20 protein-coding genes are annotated in these 20,317 nt (G+C 69.0%); 10 read left to right on the forward strand and 10 right to left on the reverse strand.

Annotated features, from left to right (window positions below; all coding sequences use genetic code 11):
* Positions 1 to 31 precede the first annotated feature (31 nt).
* Together AC5RV6_RS12205 and AC5RV6_RS12210 are read left to right on the forward strand one after the other, a co-directional pair.
* Complete coding sequence (locus tag AC5RV6_RS12205; RefSeq protein ID WP_494007597.1) at positions 32 to 1,792, forward strand: phospho-sugar mutase; 1,761 nt, start codon at positions 32 to 34, stop codon at positions 1,790 to 1,792.
* 152 nt (positions 1,793 to 1,944) lie between these two features.
* The gene (locus AC5RV6_RS12210) at positions 1,945 to 2,424 is read left to right on the forward strand and encodes a VanZ family protein (RefSeq protein WP_494008080.1); all 480 of its coding nucleotides are present in this window, start codon (positions 1,945 to 1,947) and stop codon (positions 2,422 to 2,424) included.
* A 39-nt stretch (positions 2,425 to 2,463) separates the two neighbouring features.
* Here AC5RV6_RS12210 and AC5RV6_RS12215 read toward each other — a convergent pair whose 3' ends face one another.
* The 3 genes from AC5RV6_RS12215 to AC5RV6_RS12225 all read right to left on the reverse strand — a co-directional run bounded on the left by AC5RV6_RS12215 (position 2,464) and on the right by AC5RV6_RS12225 (position 5,727).
* Positions 2,464 to 3,771: a putative bifunctional diguanylate cyclase/phosphodiesterase gene (locus AC5RV6_RS12215; protein ID WP_494007598.1), complete on the reverse strand. Its 1,308-nt coding sequence runs from the start codon at positions 3,769 to 3,771 to the stop codon at positions 2,464 to 2,466.
* 287 nt (positions 3,772 to 4,058) lie between these two features.
* Positions 4,059 to 4,475, reverse strand: a complete 417-nt coding sequence (locus AC5RV6_RS12220; protein WP_494007599.1) for a DUF7793 family protein — start codon at positions 4,473 to 4,475, stop codon at positions 4,059 to 4,061.
* A gap of 187 nt (positions 4,476 to 4,662) precedes the next feature.
* Positions 4,663 to 5,727: a hypothetical protein gene (locus AC5RV6_RS12225; RefSeq protein ID WP_494007600.1), complete on the reverse strand. Its 1,065-nt coding sequence runs from the start codon at positions 5,725 to 5,727 to the stop codon at positions 4,663 to 4,665.
* Between the two features lie 144 nt (positions 5,728 to 5,871).
* On the opposite strand from AC5RV6_RS12225, the gene AC5RV6_RS12230 reads away from it, so the two are divergent.
* The 4 genes from AC5RV6_RS12230 (at position 5,872) to AC5RV6_RS12245 (ending at position 7,447) form a co-directional block, all read left to right on the forward strand.
* Positions 5,872 to 6,009: a hypothetical protein gene (locus AC5RV6_RS12230; RefSeq protein WP_494007601.1), complete on the forward strand. Its 138-nt coding sequence runs from the start codon at positions 5,872 to 5,874 to the stop codon at positions 6,007 to 6,009.
* 146 nt (positions 6,010 to 6,155) lie between these two features.
* On the forward strand, positions 6,156 to 6,827 hold the full coding sequence (deoC, locus tag AC5RV6_RS12235) for a deoxyribose-phosphate aldolase (RefSeq protein WP_494007602.1): 672 nt from the start codon (positions 6,156 to 6,158) through the stop codon (positions 6,825 to 6,827).
* Positions 6,828 to 6,867: 40 nt separating this feature from the next.
* The gene (locus AC5RV6_RS12240) at positions 6,868 to 7,125 is read left to right on the forward strand and encodes a hypothetical protein (protein WP_494007603.1); all 258 of its coding nucleotides are present in this window, start codon (positions 6,868 to 6,870) and stop codon (positions 7,123 to 7,125) included.
* 181 nt (positions 7,126 to 7,306) lie between these two features.
* On the forward strand, positions 7,307 to 7,447 hold the full coding sequence (locus tag AC5RV6_RS12245) for a hypothetical protein (protein ID WP_494007604.1): 141 nt from the start codon (positions 7,307 to 7,309) through the stop codon (positions 7,445 to 7,447).
* Positions 7,448 to 7,450: 3 nt separating this feature from the next.
* Here the strand turns inward: AC5RV6_RS12245 and mfd are convergent, their stop codons facing one another.
* Both mfd and AC5RV6_RS12255 read right to left on the reverse strand, forming a co-directional pair.
* On the reverse strand, positions 7,451 to 11,077 hold the full coding sequence (gene mfd, locus AC5RV6_RS12250) for a transcription-repair coupling factor (RefSeq protein WP_494007605.1): 3,627 nt from the start codon (positions 11,075 to 11,077) through the stop codon (positions 7,451 to 7,453).
* A gap of 436 nt (positions 11,078 to 11,513) precedes the next feature.
* Positions 11,514 to 13,199, reverse strand: a complete 1,686-nt coding sequence (locus AC5RV6_RS12255; RefSeq protein WP_494007606.1) for a M28 family peptidase — start codon at positions 13,197 to 13,199, stop codon at positions 11,514 to 11,516.
* A gap of 342 nt (positions 13,200 to 13,541) precedes the next feature.
* Here AC5RV6_RS12255 and AC5RV6_RS12260 point away from each other — a divergent pair, with 342 nt between their 5' ends.
* The 4 genes from AC5RV6_RS12260 (at position 13,542) to nhaA (ending at position 16,567) form a co-directional block, all read left to right on the forward strand.
* Positions 13,542 to 14,237 (forward strand): hypothetical protein, encoded by a 696-nt coding sequence (locus AC5RV6_RS12260; protein WP_494007607.1) that lies wholly within the window; start codon positions 13,542 to 13,544, stop codon positions 14,235 to 14,237.
* 90 nt (positions 14,238 to 14,327) lie between these two features.
* A complete protein-coding gene (locus AC5RV6_RS12265; protein ID WP_494007608.1) occupies positions 14,328 to 14,825 on the forward strand; it encodes a DUF2505 domain-containing protein in 498 nt (165 codons plus the stop codon).
* On the forward strand, positions 14,826 to 15,047 hold the full coding sequence (locus AC5RV6_RS12270; RefSeq protein ID WP_494007609.1) for an SCO4848 family membrane protein: 222 nt from the start codon (positions 14,826 to 14,828) through the stop codon (positions 15,045 to 15,047). It begins immediately after the preceding gene.
* A gap of 161 nt (positions 15,048 to 15,208) precedes the next feature.
* Positions 15,209 to 16,567 (forward strand): Na+/H+ antiporter NhaA, encoded by a 1,359-nt coding sequence (gene nhaA, locus AC5RV6_RS12275; protein ID WP_494007610.1) that lies wholly within the window; start codon positions 15,209 to 15,211, stop codon positions 16,565 to 16,567.
* Position 16,568: 1 nt separating this feature from the next.
* Here nhaA and AC5RV6_RS12280 read toward each other — a convergent pair whose 3' ends face one another.
* The 5 genes from AC5RV6_RS12280 to AC5RV6_RS12300 all read right to left on the reverse strand — a co-directional run bounded on the left by AC5RV6_RS12280 (position 16,569) and on the right by AC5RV6_RS12300 (position 20,024).
* The gene (locus AC5RV6_RS12280; RefSeq protein ID WP_494007611.1) at positions 16,569 to 17,156 is read right to left on the reverse strand and encodes a hypothetical protein; all 588 of its coding nucleotides are present in this window, start codon (positions 17,154 to 17,156) and stop codon (positions 16,569 to 16,571) included.
* Positions 17,157 to 17,160: 4 nt separating this feature from the next.
* Positions 17,161 to 18,099 carry a hypothetical protein gene (locus tag AC5RV6_RS12285; protein ID WP_494007612.1) on the reverse strand — a complete coding sequence of 313 codons (939 nt, stop codon included), beginning with the start codon at positions 18,097 to 18,099 and terminating at the stop codon, positions 17,161 to 17,163.
* A complete protein-coding gene (locus tag AC5RV6_RS12290) occupies positions 18,099 to 18,833 on the reverse strand; it encodes a signal peptidase I (RefSeq protein ID WP_494007613.1) in 735 nt (244 codons plus the stop codon). Before AC5RV6_RS12290 ends, AC5RV6_RS12285 begins: the two co-directional genes overlap by 1 nt.
* A gap of 22 nt (positions 18,834 to 18,855) precedes the next feature.
* A complete protein-coding gene (locus AC5RV6_RS12295) occupies positions 18,856 to 19,428 on the reverse strand; it encodes a hypothetical protein (RefSeq protein WP_494007614.1) in 573 nt (190 codons plus the stop codon).
* A 77-nt stretch (positions 19,429 to 19,505) separates the two neighbouring features.
* Positions 19,506 to 20,024: an alternate-type signal peptide domain-containing protein gene (locus AC5RV6_RS12300; protein ID WP_494007615.1), complete on the reverse strand. Its 519-nt coding sequence runs from the start codon at positions 20,022 to 20,024 to the stop codon at positions 19,506 to 19,508.
* Positions 20,025 to 20,317: the final 293 nt, after the last annotated feature.

A 20,317-nucleotide genomic window follows, 5' to 3' on the forward strand; every position in this document is an offset into this window, starting at 1 on the left:
GCCGCCGCAACCCACCCAGAAGCCAAGGAACATGAGCCTCACCCCCACCGCACTGCACGACCTGGCCTCCGCCGCCCGGACCTGGGCCCGGGAGGACCCGGACCCGGAGACGGCCCGCGAGCTGCGCGACCTCCTCGCCGGGCTCGACGGCGGTGAGGCGGAAGCCGCCGACGCGGCCCGTGAGCTGGCTGACCGCTTCTCCGGCACCCTGGAGTTCGGCACCGCCGGGCTGCGGGCCGCCCTGGGCGCAGGACCGATGCGGATGAACCGCGCCGTCGTCCGCCGCACCGCGGACGGGCTCGCCCGCTTCCTGCTCGATGCCTCCGCAGGCCGCTGGCAGCCCAGCGCGGTGATCGGCTACGACGGGCGCCGCAAGTCCCTCGACTTCGCCGAGGAGACCGCTGCGGTGTTCACGGCCGCCGGGGTCGAGACCCTGGTGCTGCCGTGCATGCTGCCCACCCCCGTGCTCGCCTACGCGGTCCGCGCCCTCGGCGCCGACGCCGGCGTCATGGTCACCGCCAGCCACAACCCGGCCGCGGACAACGGCTACAAGGTGTATCTGGGCGGACACACCGTCAAGGGCCCCGGCCAGGGCGCGCAGATCGTAGCTCCCTACGACGCGGAGATCGCCGCACGGATTGACTACGGGAAGCCCCTGTCCAGCATCGACGTCGCCCCCGAGGGGTGGGCGGAGGTCTCGGAGTCCCTGGTGGCCGACTACATCAACGCCGTCACCCGCCTTGCCAGCCTCAAGGGCCACCCGAGCCGGGAGCTGGCGATCGTGCACACGGCAATGCACGGCGTCGGCGGCGAGACCATGGTCTCGGTGCTGCGCGACGCCGGGTTCGGCCCGGTGGTCCCGGTGGCCGAGCAGGCCCGCCCGGATCCGGACTTCCCCACCGTCGCCTTCCCCAATCCGGAGGAGGCCGGCGCGCTGGACCTCGCCCTCGCCCTGGCGCGGGAACGCGGCGCGGACATCGTGCTCGCCAACGATCCCGACGCCGACCGGGCCGCCGTCGCCGCCAAGGACCCGGCCACCGGGGAATGGCGGATGCTCCGCGGCGACGAGGTCGGTGCCCTGCTGGGAGCCCACCTCGCCCGGCGCATCAAGGCCGGGCACGCGAAGTTCCGGGGCAGGCAGGCCGGCGAGCCGGTGGTGTTCGCCAACTCCATCGTCTCCTCCCGGCTGCTCGCCCGGATCGCCGACGACGCCGGATTCCGCCATGAAGAGACCCTCACCGGCTTCAAGTGGATCTCCCGGGTACCCGGGCTGACCTTCGGCTACGAGGAGGCGCTGGGCTACTGCGTCGCCCCGCAGCTGGTCCGCGACAAGGACGGCATCTCCGCCGGGCTGCTGATCGCCGAGCTCGCCGCCACGCTGAAGGCGGAGGGCCGCACGCTGTTTGACGAACTGGACGCGCTGGCCCTGGCCCACGGCTTGCATGCCAGCGACCAGCTGTCGGTGCGGGTGGACAACCTCGCGCTGCTGGGCGAGATGATGGCCACGCTGCGGCAGGAACCGCCGGCGGCGTTCGCCGGCTCCCCGGTGCGCTCCGCCGTCGACCTGGCCGAGGGCAGCGCCGCGCTGCCGCCGACGGACGGTCTGCTGTACCTGACCGACGACGACACGCGGGTGATCATCCGGCCCAGCGGCACCGAGCCGAAGCTCAAGTGCTATCTCGAGGTCATCAGGCCGGTCAACGGCCCCGAGGCGCTGCCGGCTGCCCGCGCCGCCGCCCGCGAGCAGCTGGACGCCGTGCTGGCCGATGTGCGGGCGGCACTCGGCCTCTGACCGTCCACGCTCCTCCCCCGGCCCCTCCGCAGGGTACGCTCCGCTCAGCATAATGACGGCGCACGGCCGGGCTCTGCCACCTGCAGCTGCCGGCACGTCCGCAGCAGATCCAAGGACGTGCCGGCAGGCCCAAGGAACAGGACCCGGTGGATATGACAGGCGACGGCGAAACGCAGCTGCGCGGCGCCGCCCGCCGCGGCCGCGGCTGGGCTTCAGTGCTGTTGGTTCCGTACATCCTGGCCCTCACCGTGGTCGCCCTGTGGCCGGGTCCCGTGGACGGCGCGTTTGCCGGCCCGCTGGCCCGGCTCCTGGCCGCCCTGCAGGAGCGCGGAGCGCCGGCGTGGATTGACTACGGCTTGGTGGAGGCGGCGGCGAACATCGCCCTGTTCGTCCCCCTGGGCCTGCTGGGCGCCGTTTGGCTCGGCAGGCGATGGGCGTGGAGCGCTGCGCTCTGGGGCGCCTGCGGCTCAGCCGGCATCGAGCTGGCGCAGGAAATGCTGCTCCCCGCCCGGCACGGCACCGTCCAGGATGTGTTGGCCAACTCGCTGGGCGCCTGCCTGGGTGCCGTGCTTGTCTGGGCGTGGCAGTCCCGCTTGGAGGCACCGCCGTCGGACCGGCGGTTGAGGGGCTGAGCTCCCTGGCCCGCGGGGCCGGCCTGTTGCGGCAAACGTTCAGGGGCGGACTGCCGGCTCCATGGGCAGCCGGGCGCCGCTGCGCAGCAGCTCTGTGGCCGCTTCGGCGCTGAGGGGCCGGCTGAAGTAATACCCCTGCCCGCTGCAGCACTCCATGCGCTGAAGCTGCCGGGCCTGTTCCGTGGTCTCCACGCCTTCGAATACCGCATCCATGCCGGCGGCCCGGATGAGCCCGTGCACGGCGGATACGAACTCCAGCTGCTGCTCATCCTCCGCGATGTCCTTGATCAGTGCACGGTCCACCTTGACGGTCGAGGCCGGGAGCCGGCGCAGGTAACTGATCGAGGAGTAGCCGGTGCCGAAGTCGTCGATTTCGATCCGTACGCCCAGGGCGTTCAGGGCCTTCAGGCTGTAGGTCTCGACGTCGCCGCCGGACACGAATGCACTCTCGGTGATTTCCAGGATCAGGTTTTCCGGCGTTGCCCCGCAGCGGCGCAGCGCCAGGCGGACCGTGTCCACCAGGTCGATGCGCTGCAGTTCCATGGCCGACAGGTTTACCCGCAGGCTGAACTCGGAGCCCACCGCACCGTCCGCCAGCCAATGGCCCAGCTGCTCCAGCGCCGCTTGGAGCACCCAGGCACCGACGTCGGCGATCACGCCGCTCTCCTCGGCCACCGGAATGAACTCCCCCGGCGGAAGCAGCCCGCGGGTCGGATGGTTCCAGCGCACCAGCGCCTCGACGCCCTGCACCTGCCCGGAGGTCAGGGACACCACCGGCTGATACTCAAGGAAAAGCTCGCCGCGCGTCACGGCGTGGCGCAGTTCGGCGGAGGTCTGGCGGCGCAGCTGCCGCGCGTAGAGCATCACGGGTTCGAACACGGCGATTCGGCCCCTGCCCTGTTCCTTGGCGGAGTACATGGCCACGTCGGCGCGGAGCATGATGTCCTCGGCCTGCTGGCCTTCCCGCGCCACATGGACGCCGATGCTGGCCCGGGGCCAGACGTCCAGCTCGTCGAGGCGAATGACCGAATCGAACGAGCGCTGAATGCCCTCAGCCACGGACAGAGCTGAGCGGGCGTCCGTCCCAGGCAGCAAGACGGCGAACTCATCTCCGCCGAGTCGGGCAACGACGGCACTGGGAGGCACAGCCGACTGGATTCTTGCGGCGACCTGGATGAGGACCTTGTCTCCCATCAGGTGCCCAAAACTGTCGTTGATGTCCTTGAACGCATCCATGTCGAGCATGAGGATCCCGGGGCGGGCGTGGGCATGCTCCAACTCCCTGGACAGCAGCCTGGTCAGCGCTGTCCGATTCGCTGCGCCGGTCAAGGCATCGGTGAGCGCCATACGCTCCATTTCCAGGTGCGCATTCCGCAACTCAGCTGTCCGGGATTCGACCCTCTCCTCAAAATCCCTGTAGACAGAATGCAGCTCCTCTGCGAGGAGGTTTATGCCTGTGATCACCGCGTCTACCTGGTCACGGGCATAAGAGCGCGGGATAGGGTTGGCAAGGTCGCCGGAAGCGATGCGGACAATTCCCTCGACCACTTGGGTCAAGCGTGCGTCCTCCTCCTGCTTCCGGCAGCCAGGACCGTCGCCGGAGAAGCCTGGGTCGGCTGTGGGCTGGCCATCTATCACGCCGAATGTTCCTCCAGCCAGTTACGGGCCTTGTCTTCTGACGAAAAATACCTGGTGGGAAACTGGGGGCGCGCGCTGCCACCCAGCAGGAAAGTCGCAATGACCTTATCGACCGGGCCGGCACCCAGAACGGCCACGGCTGCAAGATTTGGCACAGAACCGAAGACATTGCGTGCCTCGCGGGTGATGGAATCGACACCGGCCAGCCCCAACAACACTCGCACTCTCCGACCGTCGGCGAGCCGGAGAACTTCTGCAGCAGCCATGGTCGCCAACCCGCCTGTGATCGGCCGCCCTGGAGGAAGCTCGAGGCGAATCAAGCCGTTTTCCTGCAAGGAGACATGGACGTCCGCCCTTGCCCTGTGCAGGCTCTGTGGGACTGCTCCTGCTCCGCTGTCTTGCGGGGCGCTCATCCCAGCGCCACCCAAACGCACTGTCGATGGGCCCCACCGTCCGGGTAATGCGTCACTTTCATTTCCGCTGACCCCCCAGCAACGTGTTCTTCAGCAGCTCCGGTGAGAGCCCCGCCGGGCTCGACGGCGGTTCCGGGATGGAGCGCAGGCCCCGAGCTGGGGCACTGCCGCTGCTTCAGAAAGATGATTATGAATTTACTTCCGTAGCCCTGTCAAGCAATTCCTGCGCCTTGGCAAGCTGCGTTTCCGCACCGGCCTGACGAAACAGATCCGCTGCCAAAGCGGCCAGTTCGGCCATCTTGGTCCCGTCTCCAAGCTTTCCGAAACCTAAGGCCCGCAGATAGTTAACCTCGGCCAGGATCAACCTGCTGCTGTTCCCGTCAAGGGGCAGCGTGCCGAGCCGCTCCAACCCCACCTCGACTTCACCGGTCAGCAGCTCCCAGTGCGCCCGCAGGAGCGAAACTTCCAAAGCGTCTCGAGGGCTGCCACCGGTCACGGAAATCGCCAGCTCGGCCCGTTCGATACAGTCCAGGGTCTCGTCATTCACCAGACCGGCATGGAGGCGCATGTTGGCGCTGGCCTTATTAAACAGCGCCCACCCGTTGACGTCACGGTGCCTTGAGAGCTTTTCGGCGGCGAGCCCGTGAAAACGTTCGGCCTCCTGCAATCGGCCGGTCATGAAGGCCACATTGCCGATTGTCCAGAATGACTTCCCAGCGGCTTCGCTGTCTCCGGATCCTGACGCAATTCCGGCAAGGTCCAAGGATGCGTCCCATGCTTCGGCCAGTCGGCCGCTTTCCGCCAGAACAGCAATCAGAACCCAGTGCAGATCCATCGACTGCTGCCCGTTTTCGGGTCTGTTCGGAATCTCCGCGATCGTTTGTCTCGCCACCGCCACAGCTTCCTCCATTCGCCCGGAGGTCTGCAGTACGAGAGCCTTGAATTTCTTGGCCTGGAAGGCCGTAGCCGTGCCCGCCAGGGGCATGCCCAGCAGTGTCTCGACTATCCCGAGGATCTCGCCGTAACGACCAGCATCGAAAAGACCTCTCACCTGCAGGAGGAGCAGACGCCCAGCGCCCTCGATGAATCCGGCGTTCCGGGCCGCCTCTGCGCCCTTCGCAGCGACAGCGACGGTTAGGTCGTAATCCCTGCGCTTCCAAGCTTCCGTGGCCTCGAATTCATAGCCAATAAACTCATCCTCGTCCCCCATTGGCCACCGGCGCTTTCGTGATCGGTCGTACTTTCCTGTCATTCTGCCACTCGCAGACAGCAGCAGGTCGACATTACGGAGGGACGACGGTTCCCACGCACACTCTTCCCCATCATTCCCGTGCGATCTTGCCGTATAGTTCATGCGGTCAGGAGATCGCCTGACCTTAGGCAAATGGGGAGACACATGAAGAAAAAACTGGGCGCATCCCTCCTGCTGGCTGCCGCAATCGCCACGTTCGGCGCGGCTCCCGCCAGCGCAGCAGCGAACGACATTTCCGGCGTCAGCATCGTCAAGCCGCTCATTGGCAACTGGCCCAGCTAGTTATTACACAGCAAACGGCCGCAGACCTCTGGCTGCGGCCGTTTGCTGTGTAGCCGGTTTTTTGGTGTCCGCCAGGTGTCCGGCGGCACACCATGGCCTGCCGCCCCACCGCGTTCCTCCAACGCCCCTGTGGCAAAATGGGAGCCATGACTGAGCTCGCCTCCTACATTGACCACACCCTCCTCAAGCCCGAGGCCAGCCGGGAAGACATCCTCAAGGTCTGCTCCGAAGCCATGGAGTACAACTTCAAGTCCGTCTGCGTGAACCCGATCTGGGTCAGCACGGTCCACAACGAGCTCAAGGGCAGCAGCGTGCTCACCTGCTCGGTCATCGGCTTTCCGCTCGGCGCCACCACCACCGAGGTCAAGGCCTTCGAAGCCCAGGGCGCAGTGGCCGACGGCGCGGACGAAATCGACATGGTCATCGACATCGCCGCCGCCCGCCGCGGTGACCGTGAGGCGCTGGTCCGCGACATCGCCGGCGTAGCCGCCGTCGTGCACGACGGCGGAGCGATCCTCAAGGTGATCATCGAAACCTCCCTGCTCAGCGACGAGCAGAAGGTGCTGGCCTGCGAGGCCGCGGTGGAAGCCGGGGCCGACTTCGTCAAGACCTCCACCGGCTTCAACGGCGGCGGAGCCACCGCGGAGGACGTGGCCCTGATGCGCGCCGCCGTCGGTCCGGCTATGGGCGTGAAGGCCTCCGGCGGCGTCCGCAACGCCGAAGATGCCCGTGCGATGATCGACGCGGGCGCCACCCGAATTGGCGCCAGCTCGGGAATCGCTATTGTTAACGGTGGTAATGCCGCCTCTGGCTACTGAGCCATACGGCTGCTGAAGAACTTTCGAAACGGAGAACACCATGGCAGGCACCCGCGCCAAGGAACCCACCCACTCGGGCGAAGGCCACCTGGCCAGCAACCTGATCACCTTCATCCTGATGTTCGCCCTCTTCCTGGTCGGCATCTACACCCTGACCTGGCTGGACTTTGACAACATCTGGCCTCTGGGCACCTGCCTGGCCGCCTTCACCCTGGCCTACTTCGTGCCGATGCTCATGGGCCGCTCCGACAGCGCCCGTGAACTGGCCGAGGGACGTCCGGGCGACGAAGGCCGGTAATACCCTTACGCAGCTTCAAACCAGGAGGGGCACCCGCATCGGGTGCCCCTCCTGTGTGTCTTCAGGGCGACGTCGGCGCGGGCAGGTAGCCCCGAGGCAAGTCAAACGAGTAGTGGTCCCGCAGCGGGCAGGTGACAACTACTCTTAAACCTCCCGTGGACCGGTTCCTACAGTCACGCACATGAGCACAACCATGACCCGCAGGGACCTGCGCCTCGAGCGCCGCCGCCGCCGCCGTGTGAACCAGATCGGGTACGGCGTGGTGGTGGCCGTCCTCGCCGCCGTCGCGGTGGCCTTCGCCGTCACCCTGGCCGCGGGCTGACGCCTATGCGCCGGCCTTGACCGGCTGTTCCTGGAAGATTGCCTCCACCACCTGGCGCGCCCACGCCAGGATTTCTGCGTCCACCAGGTCCCGTCCGCCGATCCGGGCGGTCTTTGGCTTGGGCACCAGCACGGCGTCGAGCGCGGGCTTCACCTGTGCGCCCGGGTACATGCGCTGCAGGCGCATCACCCGCGACTCGGGCAGGCTGGAGGCCGGGGCGAACTTGATGAAGTTGCCCTGGGTGGCCACATCGGTCAGCCCGGCGCTGCGGGCCAGAACGCGGAACCGGGCGACCTCGATCAGGTTCAGCACGGCCTGCGGCGGGGTGCCGTAGCGGTCGGTGAGCTCCGCGAGCACCTCGTCGATGGCCTCGTTGGTCAGCGCGGCGGCCAGCTTGCGGTAGGCCTCCAGCCGCAGCCGTTCCCCGGGAACATACTCATGGGGCAGGTGCGCGTTGACCGGCAGCTCGATCTTCATCTCCGCCGCCTTCTGCTCGGCCTCGCCGCGGAAGTCCGCCACGGCCTCCCCGACCAGCCGGATGTACAGGTCGAAGCCCACGCCGGCAATGTGGCCGGACTGTTCCCCGCCGAGCAGGTTGCCGGCGCCGCGGATCTCCAGGTCCTTCATCGCCAGCTGCATGCCCGCGCCGAGCTCGTTGTGCGCGGCCACGGCCTTCAGCCGCTCCAGCGCCACCTCGCCCAGCGGTTTCTCCGCCGGGTACAGGAAGTACGCGTACGCCCGCTCCCGGCCGCGGCCCACCCGCCCGCGCAGCTGGTGCAGCTGGGAGAGGCCGAAGTTGTCCGCCCGGTCCACGATCAGGGTGTTGGCGTTGGAGATATCCAAACCGGTCTCAATGATCGTGGTGCAGACCAGGACGTCAAACTTCTTCTCCCAGAAGTCCACGATGATCTGCTCCAGGCGCGCCTCGCTCATCTGGCCGTGCGCGACGGCGACCCGTGCCTCCGGCACCAGCTGCTGCAGGTGGGAGGCGATCCGTTCGATCGACGACACCCGGTTGTGAACGAAGAACACCTGGCCTTCACGCATCAGTTCACGGCGGATGGCCGCCGAAGCCTGCTTGTCCGTGTACGGGCCCACATAGGTGAGCACCGGGTGCCGCTCCTCCGGCGGAGTGGCGAGCGTGGAGGTCTCCCGGATGCCGGTCAGCGACATCTCCAGGGTCCGCGGAATCGGGGTGGCGCTCATGGCCAGCACGTCCACGTTGGTGCGCATCTTCTTCAGCGCCTCCTTGTGTTCGACGCCGAAGCGCTGCTCCTCGTCCACGATCACCAGGCCGAGGTCCTTGAACTGGATCTCCTGGCTGAGGAGCCGGTGGGTGCCGATCACCACGTCCACGGAACCGTTGCGGATCCCCTCGGTGACTTCCTTGGCCTCCTTGGCGGTCTGGAACCGGGAGAGGGACTGCACCCGTACCGGGAAGCCGGAGAAGCGCTCGGTGAAGGTCTCCATGTGCTGCTGGGCGAGCAGCGTGGTCGGCACCAGCACCGCCACCTGCTTGCCGTCCTGCACCGCCTTGAACGCGGCGCGCACGGCGATCTCCGTCTTGCCGTAACCGACGTCGCCGGAGACCAGCCGGTCCATCGGCACCTCGCGCTCCATGTCGGCCTTGACCTCGTTGATCGTGGTCAGCTGGTCCGGGGTCTCCACATAGGGGAAGGCCTCCTCCAGTTCCCGCTGCCAGGGGGTGTCCGGACCGAAGGCGTGCCCGCGCGAGGCCATCCGGGCCGAGTACAGCCGGATCAGCTCCCCCGCGATCTCCTTGACCGCCTTGCGCGCCCGGGACTTGGTCTTGGCCCAGTCCGAGCCGCCCATCTTGGACAGCACCGGCACATCCCCGCCCACGTAGCGGGTGATCTGGTCCAGCTGGTCCGTGGGCACGAACAGCCGGTCCCCCGGCGCGCCGCGCTTGGCCGGGGCGTACTCCAGCACCAGGTATTCGCGCACCGTCTTGTTCGCGCCGGCGCCGGTGGCCCGCTGGATCAGCTCCTTGAACCTGCCGATGCCGTGCTGCTCGTGCACCACGAAGTCACCTTCGCGCAGCTGCAGCGGGTCGACGGCGTTGCGCCGCCGGGAGGGCATCTTGCGCATGTCCCGGGTGGAGTAGGCGGTGGCCCGGCCGAGCAGGTCCGCCTCGGTGAGCAGCCCTGTCTTCAGCGAGTCGAAGACGAACCCCCGGCCGGCGCTGGCCGTGGTGATCTCAATGATCCCTGCCTGCGGGGCGGTCTCCAGGGAGTCCACCCGGGCGGCGGGCAGCTCGTGCTCGTGGAACAGTTCGGCCAGTCGGGCGGCCGGGCCGGGGCCCTCGGTCACCACCACGACCTTCCAGCCGTCCCGGACCCGGGTGCCGATGAAGTCCATCATTTCCTGCACGTCGCCCTGGTAGCCGCGCGGCTCCCGGGCGTTGATGGTCAGGGTGTCGATGTCCAGGACGGTCTCCTCGTCCTGGTTCAGCGAGGTGACCGACCACCACGCGACGTCGTTCGCCAGCGCCGCGGAGCGGGTGTCGGTCAGGGACCGGAAGCCGGCCGATTCCAGCTCCGCGCTCACCTCGCCGGAGAGATCCACCGGCGCCGCCCCGCCGTCGGACGCGGTGGCCCACGCGGCCGCGAGGAATTCGGCGTTGGTCTCCTCGAGGTCGTGGGCGCGTGAGCGCACCTTCTCCGGCTCGACGACGACGGCAATCGATCCCGGGGGCAGCTCGCCCATCAGCGGGACCATGCCGTCCACCAGCACCGGAGCCAGGGATTCCATGCCCTCGACGGCGATGCCGCCGGCGATCTTTTCCAGCATGTCGGCTGCGGCCGGCATCTGCGGCTTGAGCCTGGCGGCGCGGCTCATCACCGCGGGCGTGATCAGCAGTTCACGGCAGGGCGGGGCGTACAGCTCGGTGGGGTGGGTGACGTTCTCGCCGGTCAGGGTGCGCTGGTCGGCGACGGCGAACCAGCGCATGGACTCCACCTCGTCACCGAAGAAATCGATGCGGATGGGATGGTCGTCGATCGGCGGGAAGACATCCAGGATGCCGCCGCGCACGGCGAACTCCCCGCGGTGCGTGACCATGTCCACCCGGGCGTAGGCAGCGGCGGAGAGGGCCTTGACCACGTCGTCGAAGCTCCGCTCCTCCCGTGTCTTGAGGGACACCGGCTCCAGGTCGCCCAGGCCGGCGACGAGCGGCTGGACGACGGCGCGCACCGGCGCGACCACGACCTTCACCGGCGTCGGGCCGGGATGGGCGAGACGCCGCAGCACCGACAGCCGCCGGCCGACGGTGTCCGAGCGCGGGGAGAGCCGCTCGTGCGGCAGGGTTTCCCAGCTGGGGAACTCCTCGATGGACTCGAGCGGCAGGTAGCTGCGCAGCGCAGCGGCCAGGTCCTCAGCTTCGCGGCCGGTGGCGGTGACCGCGAGCACGACCGGGGGGCGGGCAGCATCGGGGGTCTCGGCGTCGGCCAGCCCGTCGACCATTTCCGCGACCAGGGCCGCCCGCATCCCCTGCGGCGCGCTGATCTGCAGGTCCTCACTGCGCTGTTCCGGCGCACGGGCCGCGCCGGCGCGGACGCGGGCGTACGAGGGGTCCTCGGCGAGCGCGGCGCGAAGTCCGTTCAGGCTCATGGGGCAGGGGTCTCCTTCAGCTGCACGGCAAATACCCGAAGTCCGCACAGGCGGGCCCCGGGGCTTTTTGTTTTCCACCCTACCCCCGCGTCCGGAGCGGGTGCGGGCGGTACCGCTGAGAGCTGATTTTTCGCCGTCGCACTGCGGGCCGGACCGCCGTGGCCCGCCCGGATTCCCCGCCCCGCTCATCTACCGGCGGGTTGGTGCCCTTCGCAGCGCCCCCAACCAGCCTCAACCCGTCGAGAGTGGACCCACGCCCGCACAAGGCGCCTCAGCGCTCGGTACGAGCGCGCCCCACAGCCCCGCCGCACGGACAAAACAGCGGGGAGGCCGCATCAGCAGCCTCCCCGCCCCGGTTCATTGCCTCCGGCCGAGCCCGGCGCAACGAACGGTCTTCAGCAGCGGCCCGGCCGCTCCGGGCCGCCGTCCGCCTGACTCAGCGCCGCCACAGGTGACCCTGGCGGGCCGGCTGCTCGGCCGTGAGCGACCGGGCCGAGGGCCCCGCCGGCTCCCCGGCGCGCAGATCTGCGTCAGTCTGGGCGAAAGTCAGCGTGGCGTGGGCAACGGCGTCGGACATTTCGTCGAGCACCTGCCGGTTGATGTTGCTCAGGTCATCACAGGCCGAGTGGTAGCAGGGGTCATAGGACTCCCCTGCTGTGCCCCCGAACAGCGCGGCTTCCTCCGCCGTCTTCACGCCCTCCGCACCGGTGAACAGCCCGCCGGCCGGAATGCCGTTGCTGATGAACCCGAAGTAATCGGACCGGCCGTCGAACTCCGTGGGGGCCGTGGCCAGCCCCTGTTCGGCGAAGTACTCGGTGAACACGCCCTCGATCACGTCCGAGCCGGTGGGCCCGGCGGTCCCGAAGGCGTCGCCGTCGCCGTCGTACACAAACCGGACGAAGTTCGGGGAACCGACCATATCGAAGTTCAGGTTCAGGAGCGTGTTGTCCAGCCCGGCCTGGTCCAGCTGGGAGACGTAGTAGTCGGAGCCGACCAGCCCGTCTTCCTCACCGCCCCAGAACGCGAAGCGGACCTGGTTCTCCAGTTTGAACTTGTTGCCGGAGCGCTGCAGCTGGATGGCGGTCTCCAGGATCGCCGCGCTGCCGCTGCCGTTGTCGTTGATGCCGGGCCCCTCGAGCACCGAGTCGAGGTGGGCGCCGACGACGACCTGCCGCCCGGGGTCTCCCTGCCGGGTGTCGGACAGGATGTTGAAGGTGTCCACGGTGCGGATCGAGGCGTCAACGCTCAGGCGCAGGACGGCTCCCGGGGTGCCGGCCAGTTCCTCGCCCAGGGCGAAGGTGGCGCCGACGGCGGGAATCGCGGACAGTTCGCTGCCCAGGGTGCCGTTGACCAGGCCGGACCGGTCATCGCCGGGCGCGTCGTTGCCCTGGTTGAAGACCACCGCGGCTGCGGCTCCGGCAGCTGCGGCGTTGGCCACCTTGGTGGTGAAGTCGCAGGTGCCGCGTTGCAGCAGGGCGATGCTGCCGGCCTCGAAGCCGGCGAAGTCTGTCGCCTCACAGCCGCTGGTGCTGGCGCGGTTCCCGGCCAGGTTGAGATCCACCGGAACGACGGCGGCGGTCACCTCCCCTGCGGCCGAGTAGGACATGGCGGTGTAGTCGGTGCCTGCGGTGTAGGTTTCCTGGTTCGGCTCGACCTGTGCCAGCTCCTGGCCGGCGAGTACGTACTGGTCGTAGGAGAAGTACTGGCGAACGGGGTTGTAGCCGGCCCGGCGCAGCTGGCCCTCGATGTAGGCGGCGCCGGCCTCATAGCCGGGCGTCCCGGCGGCGCGGTTGCCGCCGTTGGCTTCAGCCGTGCGCTGCAGGGCTGCCAGGTGCCCGAAGACGTTCTGCTCCGTCACCGCCTTGCGCAGCTGTGCGCTCTGGTCCCGTCCCGGCTTGTCCGGCTTGCCCGGCTTGCCGGGCTTTCCCGGGTCCTCCGGCTTTCCCGGTTTCCCCGGTTTCCCCGGCTTGTGGTCCCCGTGCCCGGGGCCCGGCTTGCCGGGGCCGTGCTGTCCGCCTCCCTGCCCGTTGACATCGGCGGCAACAGCGGGAGCGGCGGAGGCCGCGGTCAGGATGAGCGCGGCGGCCAGGGCGGCGCCGCGCAGGGTTGATCTGCTCTTCATGGTTCCCCTCAGAGTGCGAGTGATGAACTGCGGGTGGCGGACAGCCCCGCTCCCCCCCAGGCCGGGCCGTGGGCCTGAGACTAAAGTGCCGCCGTCCTGCATGGAAGCGTTTTTCCGATCGTGGAGGCAGTTTCGGCCCGACACGTGCGAATCCCGGGACGGTGCCTTCCCACCCCCGTCTTCTGCCCCTAGGGTTCGTGCTCGCCGGCGGGCCCCAACGCCGTCGCTGTTGACCCACCCCTGCCGCACGGCAGACCTTGGCATCGGCCGGACAGGCTGCCACGCTGGAAAACCAAGGACGCAGCACGACAGTCCCCACCGCAGCGACCCAAGGACGGTTCCATGGCACGCGCAGCTCAGTCCCTGGCCACCCTCGCGGCAGCAGCAGCCCTTCTGCTCGCAGGCTGCGCGGACGACGGCGACGGCGGGGCTACGGACAACACCCCGGCTTCCTCCCCGGCGGCCGGCACGTCACAGCCCTCCGGTTCCGCATCGTGTTCAGGCGATGACGACGACTGCCAGGCCGCCCCCGGCGACGGGGAGACCGTGGACCCGGGCCGCTGCAGCACGACTGAGCCCAGCGCGATCGCGTCCGGCCTGGTGCAGGGAACCTTCGGGCCCTGGTGCGAGAACGCCGTCGCCACCAGTTACGACACGGCGCTGATTCCCGACGGCGCGTCGGTCAGTGTGACGGTGCGGGAGACCGAGGCGGACACCACCGTCGAGCTGGTGCCGCAGGGTTTCGTACCCAATACGACGTACACGGCGCTGATGCATGCCGATGGCTGCGGTGACGACCCCTCGGATGCGGGAGAGGTGTATCAGGACCGCAATACCTCGGGGCAGCAGGGCCGGTTGTCCGTGGACTTCACCACCGACACTTCGGGCAACGCCGATGCGGGCACCACCGTCCCCTGGTTGGTCCCCGACGACGGAGAGGGCAAGTCGCTGCTCGTCAGCTACCAGTCCTCGGAGCAGGGCGGGACGCCCACGGCTGCGGCCGGCACCGTCGTCGGCTGCATCACCCTGGAGGAGTAGCCGGATCGGCTATGGGGCCGCGGCCCCATAGGATGGTCTCTGGCCCGACGGGCTCTGCCCGCCGCACCCGAGACAACCTATGGAGGACCCATGGCCCTGAGCGCATCGACCAGCCTGCCCCACGACGTCGAAACCGTCACCGCAACCTTCACCGATGAAGGTTTCCTGCGCAGCGTCAGCGAACATGTGGGCGGCGCCCTGCAGTCCCTGGAGATCGACGGCGCGGTGGCCGGCGCGTTTGTCCTGACGGCCGTGCGCACCCTGCCCACCACCCGGATGCCGGACATCGCCCGCAAATTCGTCGGCGACACGCTCAAGGTGACCCAGCGCGAGCAGTGGTCGGCGCCGGCGGCCGACGGTTCCCGGGCCGCGGTCATCGAGCTGTCCGTGGCCGGCGTGCCCCTGAAGGTCAACGCCGAGCAGCGGCTGGTGGCCGGCGACGCCGGCACCACGGTTGAGGTGGAGGGCACCGTCAGCTCCTCCATTCCCTTCCTGGGCGACAAGATCGCCAAGGCGGCGGAGCCGATGATCGGCAAGGCGCTGACCATCCAGGCCACGCAGGCCGGCAAGTGGATCGGGGCCAACTAGGTGGAACTGCCCCCCGTACTGGCCGGCGTGCTGGTGGTCGCCGGCCTCTGGAACATCGTTGTCTGGCCTCCGTTCCTGCGCAAGGCGATCACGGACCCGGCCTCCCGTGAGGAAAACGGCGCCATGACCCGGTCCCTGATGGTGACCCTGATGCTGATCAGCACCTCGATGGTCTTCGGCCTGGCGACGGTGATCATCGGCGTCCGGGCCCTGATGGGCTAGCTTCTCCCTCCGGCCGGAGTACGACGGCGGGGACCGCGGTTTGCTTTCCGCGCTCCCCGCCGTCGTCGTTTTCGACAGCCCGGGGTGCCTGCCCCGCCGCCCCGAGCCTAGACTGTCCGCACGTGTTGGGGGTTGGCCGCATCCCACCGAGAGGAGCCCTCATGGGCCCACCGGAGCCTGCCCGCGGAGCGCACCGGGTGGTGCTGGGGCCGGGCAGCTACCGTGAGCATCTGCGCATCGGGGAGATCCTGCGCCAGGAGACCGTGGGCGGGTTCCTGCTGCTGGCGGCCACCGTCGTGGCCCTGGTGCTGGCCAACACCGGCGCCGCCGGCTGGTACTTCGGGCTGCGGGACACCGAGCTGGGCTACGCGCCGTGGCACCTGCGCCTCACTGTGGGCGAGTGGGCGGCCGACGGACTGCTGGCGGTGTTTTTCTTCATGGTCGGGCTGGAGCTCAAACGGGAGTTCGTGGCCGGGGACCTGCGGCAGCCGGCCAAGGCGGTGGTGCCGATCGCCGCGGCGGCGGGGGGCGTGGCGGTGCCGGCGCTGATCTACGTCGGGGTGAACCTTGCGGCCGGTTCGGACGGGCTGCGCGGCTGGGCGATTCCCACCGCCACCGACATCGCCTTCGCACTGGCGGTGCTGGCGGTGATCGGCTCCCACCTGCCCGGCGCGCTGCGGATCTTCCTGCTCACCCTGGCCGTCGTGGATGACCTGATCGCGATCGTCATCATCGCGTTCTTCTACTCCGCCGACGTGTCCCTGGGGCTGCTGGGCTGGGCGCTGCTGCCGCTCGCTGCCTTCGCGGTACTCGTGCAGACCGTCCGCCCGTTCCTGGCGCGGCATCCGTGGGTCGCGCTGATCGTGCTGCTGCCGCTGGCCCTGGCCACCTGGGCGCTGGTGCATGCTTCGGGAGTGCATGCGACGGTCGCGGGCGTGCTGCTCGGCTTCACGGTGCCGGTGCTGCGCCGGGGGCGCGACGGGCCGGAGCCGCCCGCTGCCGGCCGACCCGGGCTCGCGGAGATTTTCGAGCACCGCATCCGGCCCTTCTCCAGCGGTTTCGCGGTGCCGGTGTTCGCGTTGTTCTCCGCCGGCGTCGTGCTCAGCGGAGGCGTGGTCCGGGCCATCAGCGATCCCGTGGCCCTGGGGGTCGTGCTCGGGCTGGTGCTGGGCAAGCCGCTGGGGATCCTGCTGACCACCTGGCTGCTCACCACTGTCACCCGGGCCCGCCTGGACACGGATCTGCGCTGGGTGGACCTCGCCGGCCTGGGCGTGCTGTCCGGCATCGGGTTTACCGTCTCGCTGCTGGTCAACGACCTCAGCTTCGCCTCCGGCACGGACGCCAATACCGACGCGAAGCTGGGCATCCTCACGGCATCGCTGCTGGCGGCTGCGGCCGCGTCGGCCATCCTGCTCGCCAGGAACCGCCATTACCGGGTGCTTGAGGAGCGCGAACGCCGTGACACCGACCGGGACGGAATACCGGACGCCTTCGACGACGACGACGAGGGGCAGGGCTGAGCTAGGCGTTCCAGGGCTTGTCGCAGCTGAAGTCGGCCAGGGCCGCGCCCTGCATGTACCAGAATGCCCTGGACGCGTTGGTCTGCGAGGTCAGCAGTGCCGACTGCCTGCCCGCCCGCTCAGGCGCGGCGACGTAGGTGGGGAAGACCGCCGTCGATACGGTGACGTTCAGCTGGCGCCACCAACCTTCACCGAAGACGTCCCGAAGGCCGTGCCGATAGTCGGACAGCTCGATGCGCAGCGTTTCCTGCGGCAGGATATAGCTCACGGAACGGTTTCCTGCGGAGAACGTCAGCAGGTAGTTGGTCCCCTGCGGATTCCCCGCCGCAGCCGGCCAGGACAGCTCCGTCCGCTTGTGCCAGGGAGAACTGCACTGCAGCGGCTGCTGCACCGGGACCAGCACCGGCTGGGTCGATGCTGTGATGTCTGCCCGCGCCGAGGCCTGCCAGTAGGCGTAGGCCGCACCGCCGCCCAGTCCCAGCACCAGGGTCAGGCAGAACGCGACGGCTGCCGCCTTGAAACCCGGCTGTGCGCGAAGCCGTGTCAGCCACTGCGCCTTCATCTGCCCGGCCCCCTTCCGGTTGTGCATGCCATCATCCCGCATTATTCCTGATCCGCAGCACCGCGGCCGCGCAGAACGCGGCGCCCAGGACCAGCATGAGCGCACCCTGCAGGGTGCGGGCAATCGGCTCCACGGTGCTTTCGAACGACGCCGGCGCCAGGGACGGCAGCGAACGGCCGTACTTATCCAACACGGCACCGCCCGGCTGCAGGGGTGCGGTTCCGGCGGCGACGGCCGCCACGGCTTCGCCCGGAGCTGCCTGGCCCGGTCCCCCGGCTGGATTCACCCCGTCCGGGCCTGCGCCGCCGTCCGCACCGGTGCCGGTGACGGTGGCGTCCCCGGTCCCTGTGCCCCCCGTATCCCGGTCACCGCCGCCCCCGCCCCCGGGCTCGGGCTCGGGCTCCGGTGCGGTGTAGCTCCTGCACGCACCGCCTTCGCCGGCGGCCGCGGAGGGTTCAAGGAGGAACAGCAGGTCGAAGTCGGCGGTCGAACTCTTCGTCGAGTTGGGGGCCGACAGCGGCAGCAGCGCTTCCACGTCGAGTCGGAGGACTTCTCCGGGCGCGAGCTCCCAGTTCCGGGCCAGCTCTGCGCATTGTCCCGCCTCACCCATGGGCACCCGATCGTAGTCCTCACCGGAGGCGCGGGCGCCGATCTCCAGGATCCCCGCCAGCCCGCCGTCGGAGCGGGTGGTCACTGCGGCCATCGAGAGCACAGCCGGTTCATCGGCGCTGCTGCGCAACCAAAGGGCGGAGCCGGCGGCTGCGCCCGGCACGAGCCTCAACTCGGCGGCAAAGACGGGATCGGTCAGGACCGAACGATAGTCGGTCCCGTTCCCGCTGACTTCAAGGTACTGCCCTTCGGCCTGCGCAGCTGCTCCGGAGACCAGGGACAACGTTCCGGCGAGTGCCGCCGCCGCCCCGGCGGCGAGCAGCCTCCTGGTACCGCGGCGGCGGGGTGTGCTCGGCTGCATCAGACGGCTACCCTCCGCCGGTGCAGGGAACGTGAGTCGTCGTGGTGGTCAGCACCGCAGTCGCAGTCGCCCAGGACCGGGTCCGCGTGCTCCGTGTCCACGTGGGCACCGTGCTGCCGGCCGGCGTGCAGGTGATGGATCTCCGAGGTGCGGGTCTCCTCGGCCGCTTCGCCTTCCGCCTCCGGGCTGCTGCCCTTCCGCCTGCGGCTGAGCGCTCCGCGGACCAGGGTTACGACCCCGTAGCCCAGCAGGCCGACGGCGGCCCACTGCACGGCCGCCCCGCGGTCCGTATTGCCCAGGGCGTTCGCGGCGAAACCGACGAACGGGACGGCGTAGAAGAGCTTGCCGCGGACCTGGAGTTCGGTCACCGGCTGCTCGTCTTCGATGTCGTTGTTGTCACCCTTGGTGATCAGGGTACGGTTGCCGGCCTGGTCGGTGCCGAAGGAGATGATGCGGTGGGTGATGACGGCCGGCTTGCCGGACTCCATCTGGTAGGTGACCACGTCCCCGACCTGCAGCTCGTTGTACGGGGTGGGCTTGACGACCAGGAAGGTGCCGGGCGCGTAGTGCGGCGCCATCGAGCTGGTCAGCACGCTGTAGGTCTGGGATCCGGTGAGGAGCGGCACCACGATCAGCACCAGCGCCGCGAGGACGGTGATGCAGAGGGCGACGTAGCTCAGCAGTGAGCCGACCAGTGCCAGGGCCGAGCGCTTGGCTGCTTTACCGTTCGACATGGGATCCTCTTCCAAGGGTGTTCTAGGCCGCGGGGACCTGGTCGAAAGTGACGATGACCGGAATCGAGAGCCGGGGAGCGGAGGCCAGCAGGCTGGCCGGAGCATCCTTCTTCAGGAGCACCTGGACGCAGACGCGGCCCGTGGTTCCCTGCTCGATCCGGAGGGGAGGCGGTACCGCGCCGACGGCGCCGTAGGCCTGTGCGGCGCAGGCACCGGGCCGCAGGACGGACGCGGCGCGTACCTCGACCCACTGCTGGTAGCCGGGAGTGGCCGCTGCGAGGCGCGGGCCGGCTCCGGAGGAGAGCGTCGCGGTCACGGCCATCGGCGACCCCGCATTGTTGTAGTTGCCCAGCGGCACCTCCAGGTACGAGGCGGTGCCCGGGGTCAGCTGTCCCAGGTCCAGGGCCAGCGGCACGGCGGCGGTATTCGCCGGCTGTCCGTTGACGGTCACCTTGAAGTCGGCGGCCTGGACCGTGCCGTGGCCTGCCGGCTCGAAGACGTTCCACATGGCGTAGCTTCCCGAAGCGGTCAGGAGCCCCAGCACGACGGCGGCGGCGACAAGTGCCGCGGCCTTCAACGTCCTGATGATGCGCATCTGATCTCTCCTGGAAGCGGGCTGCGCGCGGCGGGTCCTGTGCCGCGCGCAGCCGGGGAACGCCTGGTGGGAAGGAACTACTTGGTGACGGGCAGCTGGGTCAGCTTGTAGCCGAGGCTGGCGAGGTTCAGCGACGCGTTGGTGGCATCCTGCTCGTTGGCGTCGAAGGTGACCGAGCCGGTCACGGTGACCGTGCCGTTGTTGGCCGCGGTCAGCTTCTCCGGGAGGGCCTTCCCGTTCTGCGTGACGGTGACGGCGCCGGGCTTGAGCGTGCTGCCGAAGCCGCCGGCGCTGGAGGGGATGCCGGTGTACTCGAACTTGGCCTCCATGGCGTCACCCACGAGGTCGACGGTGACGTCCTGGGTGAAGATCAGGGTCTGGCCGGGAACGATCCGGTAGGTGCTGATGTCGATGGTGCCCGGCTGGCCCTTGACCGACCACACGCCGTCATTGGCCGTCAGGTTGAGGTTACCGGCGGCGATGGTGCCGGCGTTCGCCTGGGCGGTGTCGTTCCAGACGGCGAGGGTTCCGCCGCCGCCGATCAGCAGCGCCACGCCGAGGCCGGTGGCCAGTGCACCCTTGGTCATCTTGTTCATGTCGTTCCCCGTTCCCTGTCAGGCGGCGGGGTCCCTCCCCGCTGCTGAAACCAGATTCCGGCAACCGGCTCAAGAATCGGGCGCTGCTGTCCGCAGGGTTCATGAAACATTCCGGCAACGCTCAAGCGCCCCGCAAGGACGCCTCAACACCAGATACGGTTCCTTCGCCCTGCCGGTGTTTTCGACGCCGAACCGGCTGCGGGCGACGTATTCGCTCCGTTGGTGTACGCGTGTTTCCCAACGGAGGCGAAACACGCGAAGATGAGGGAACTCACAGGAACGATAGGAGCAGG

This window comes from Arthrobacter saudimassiliensis (assembly GCF_059090665.1).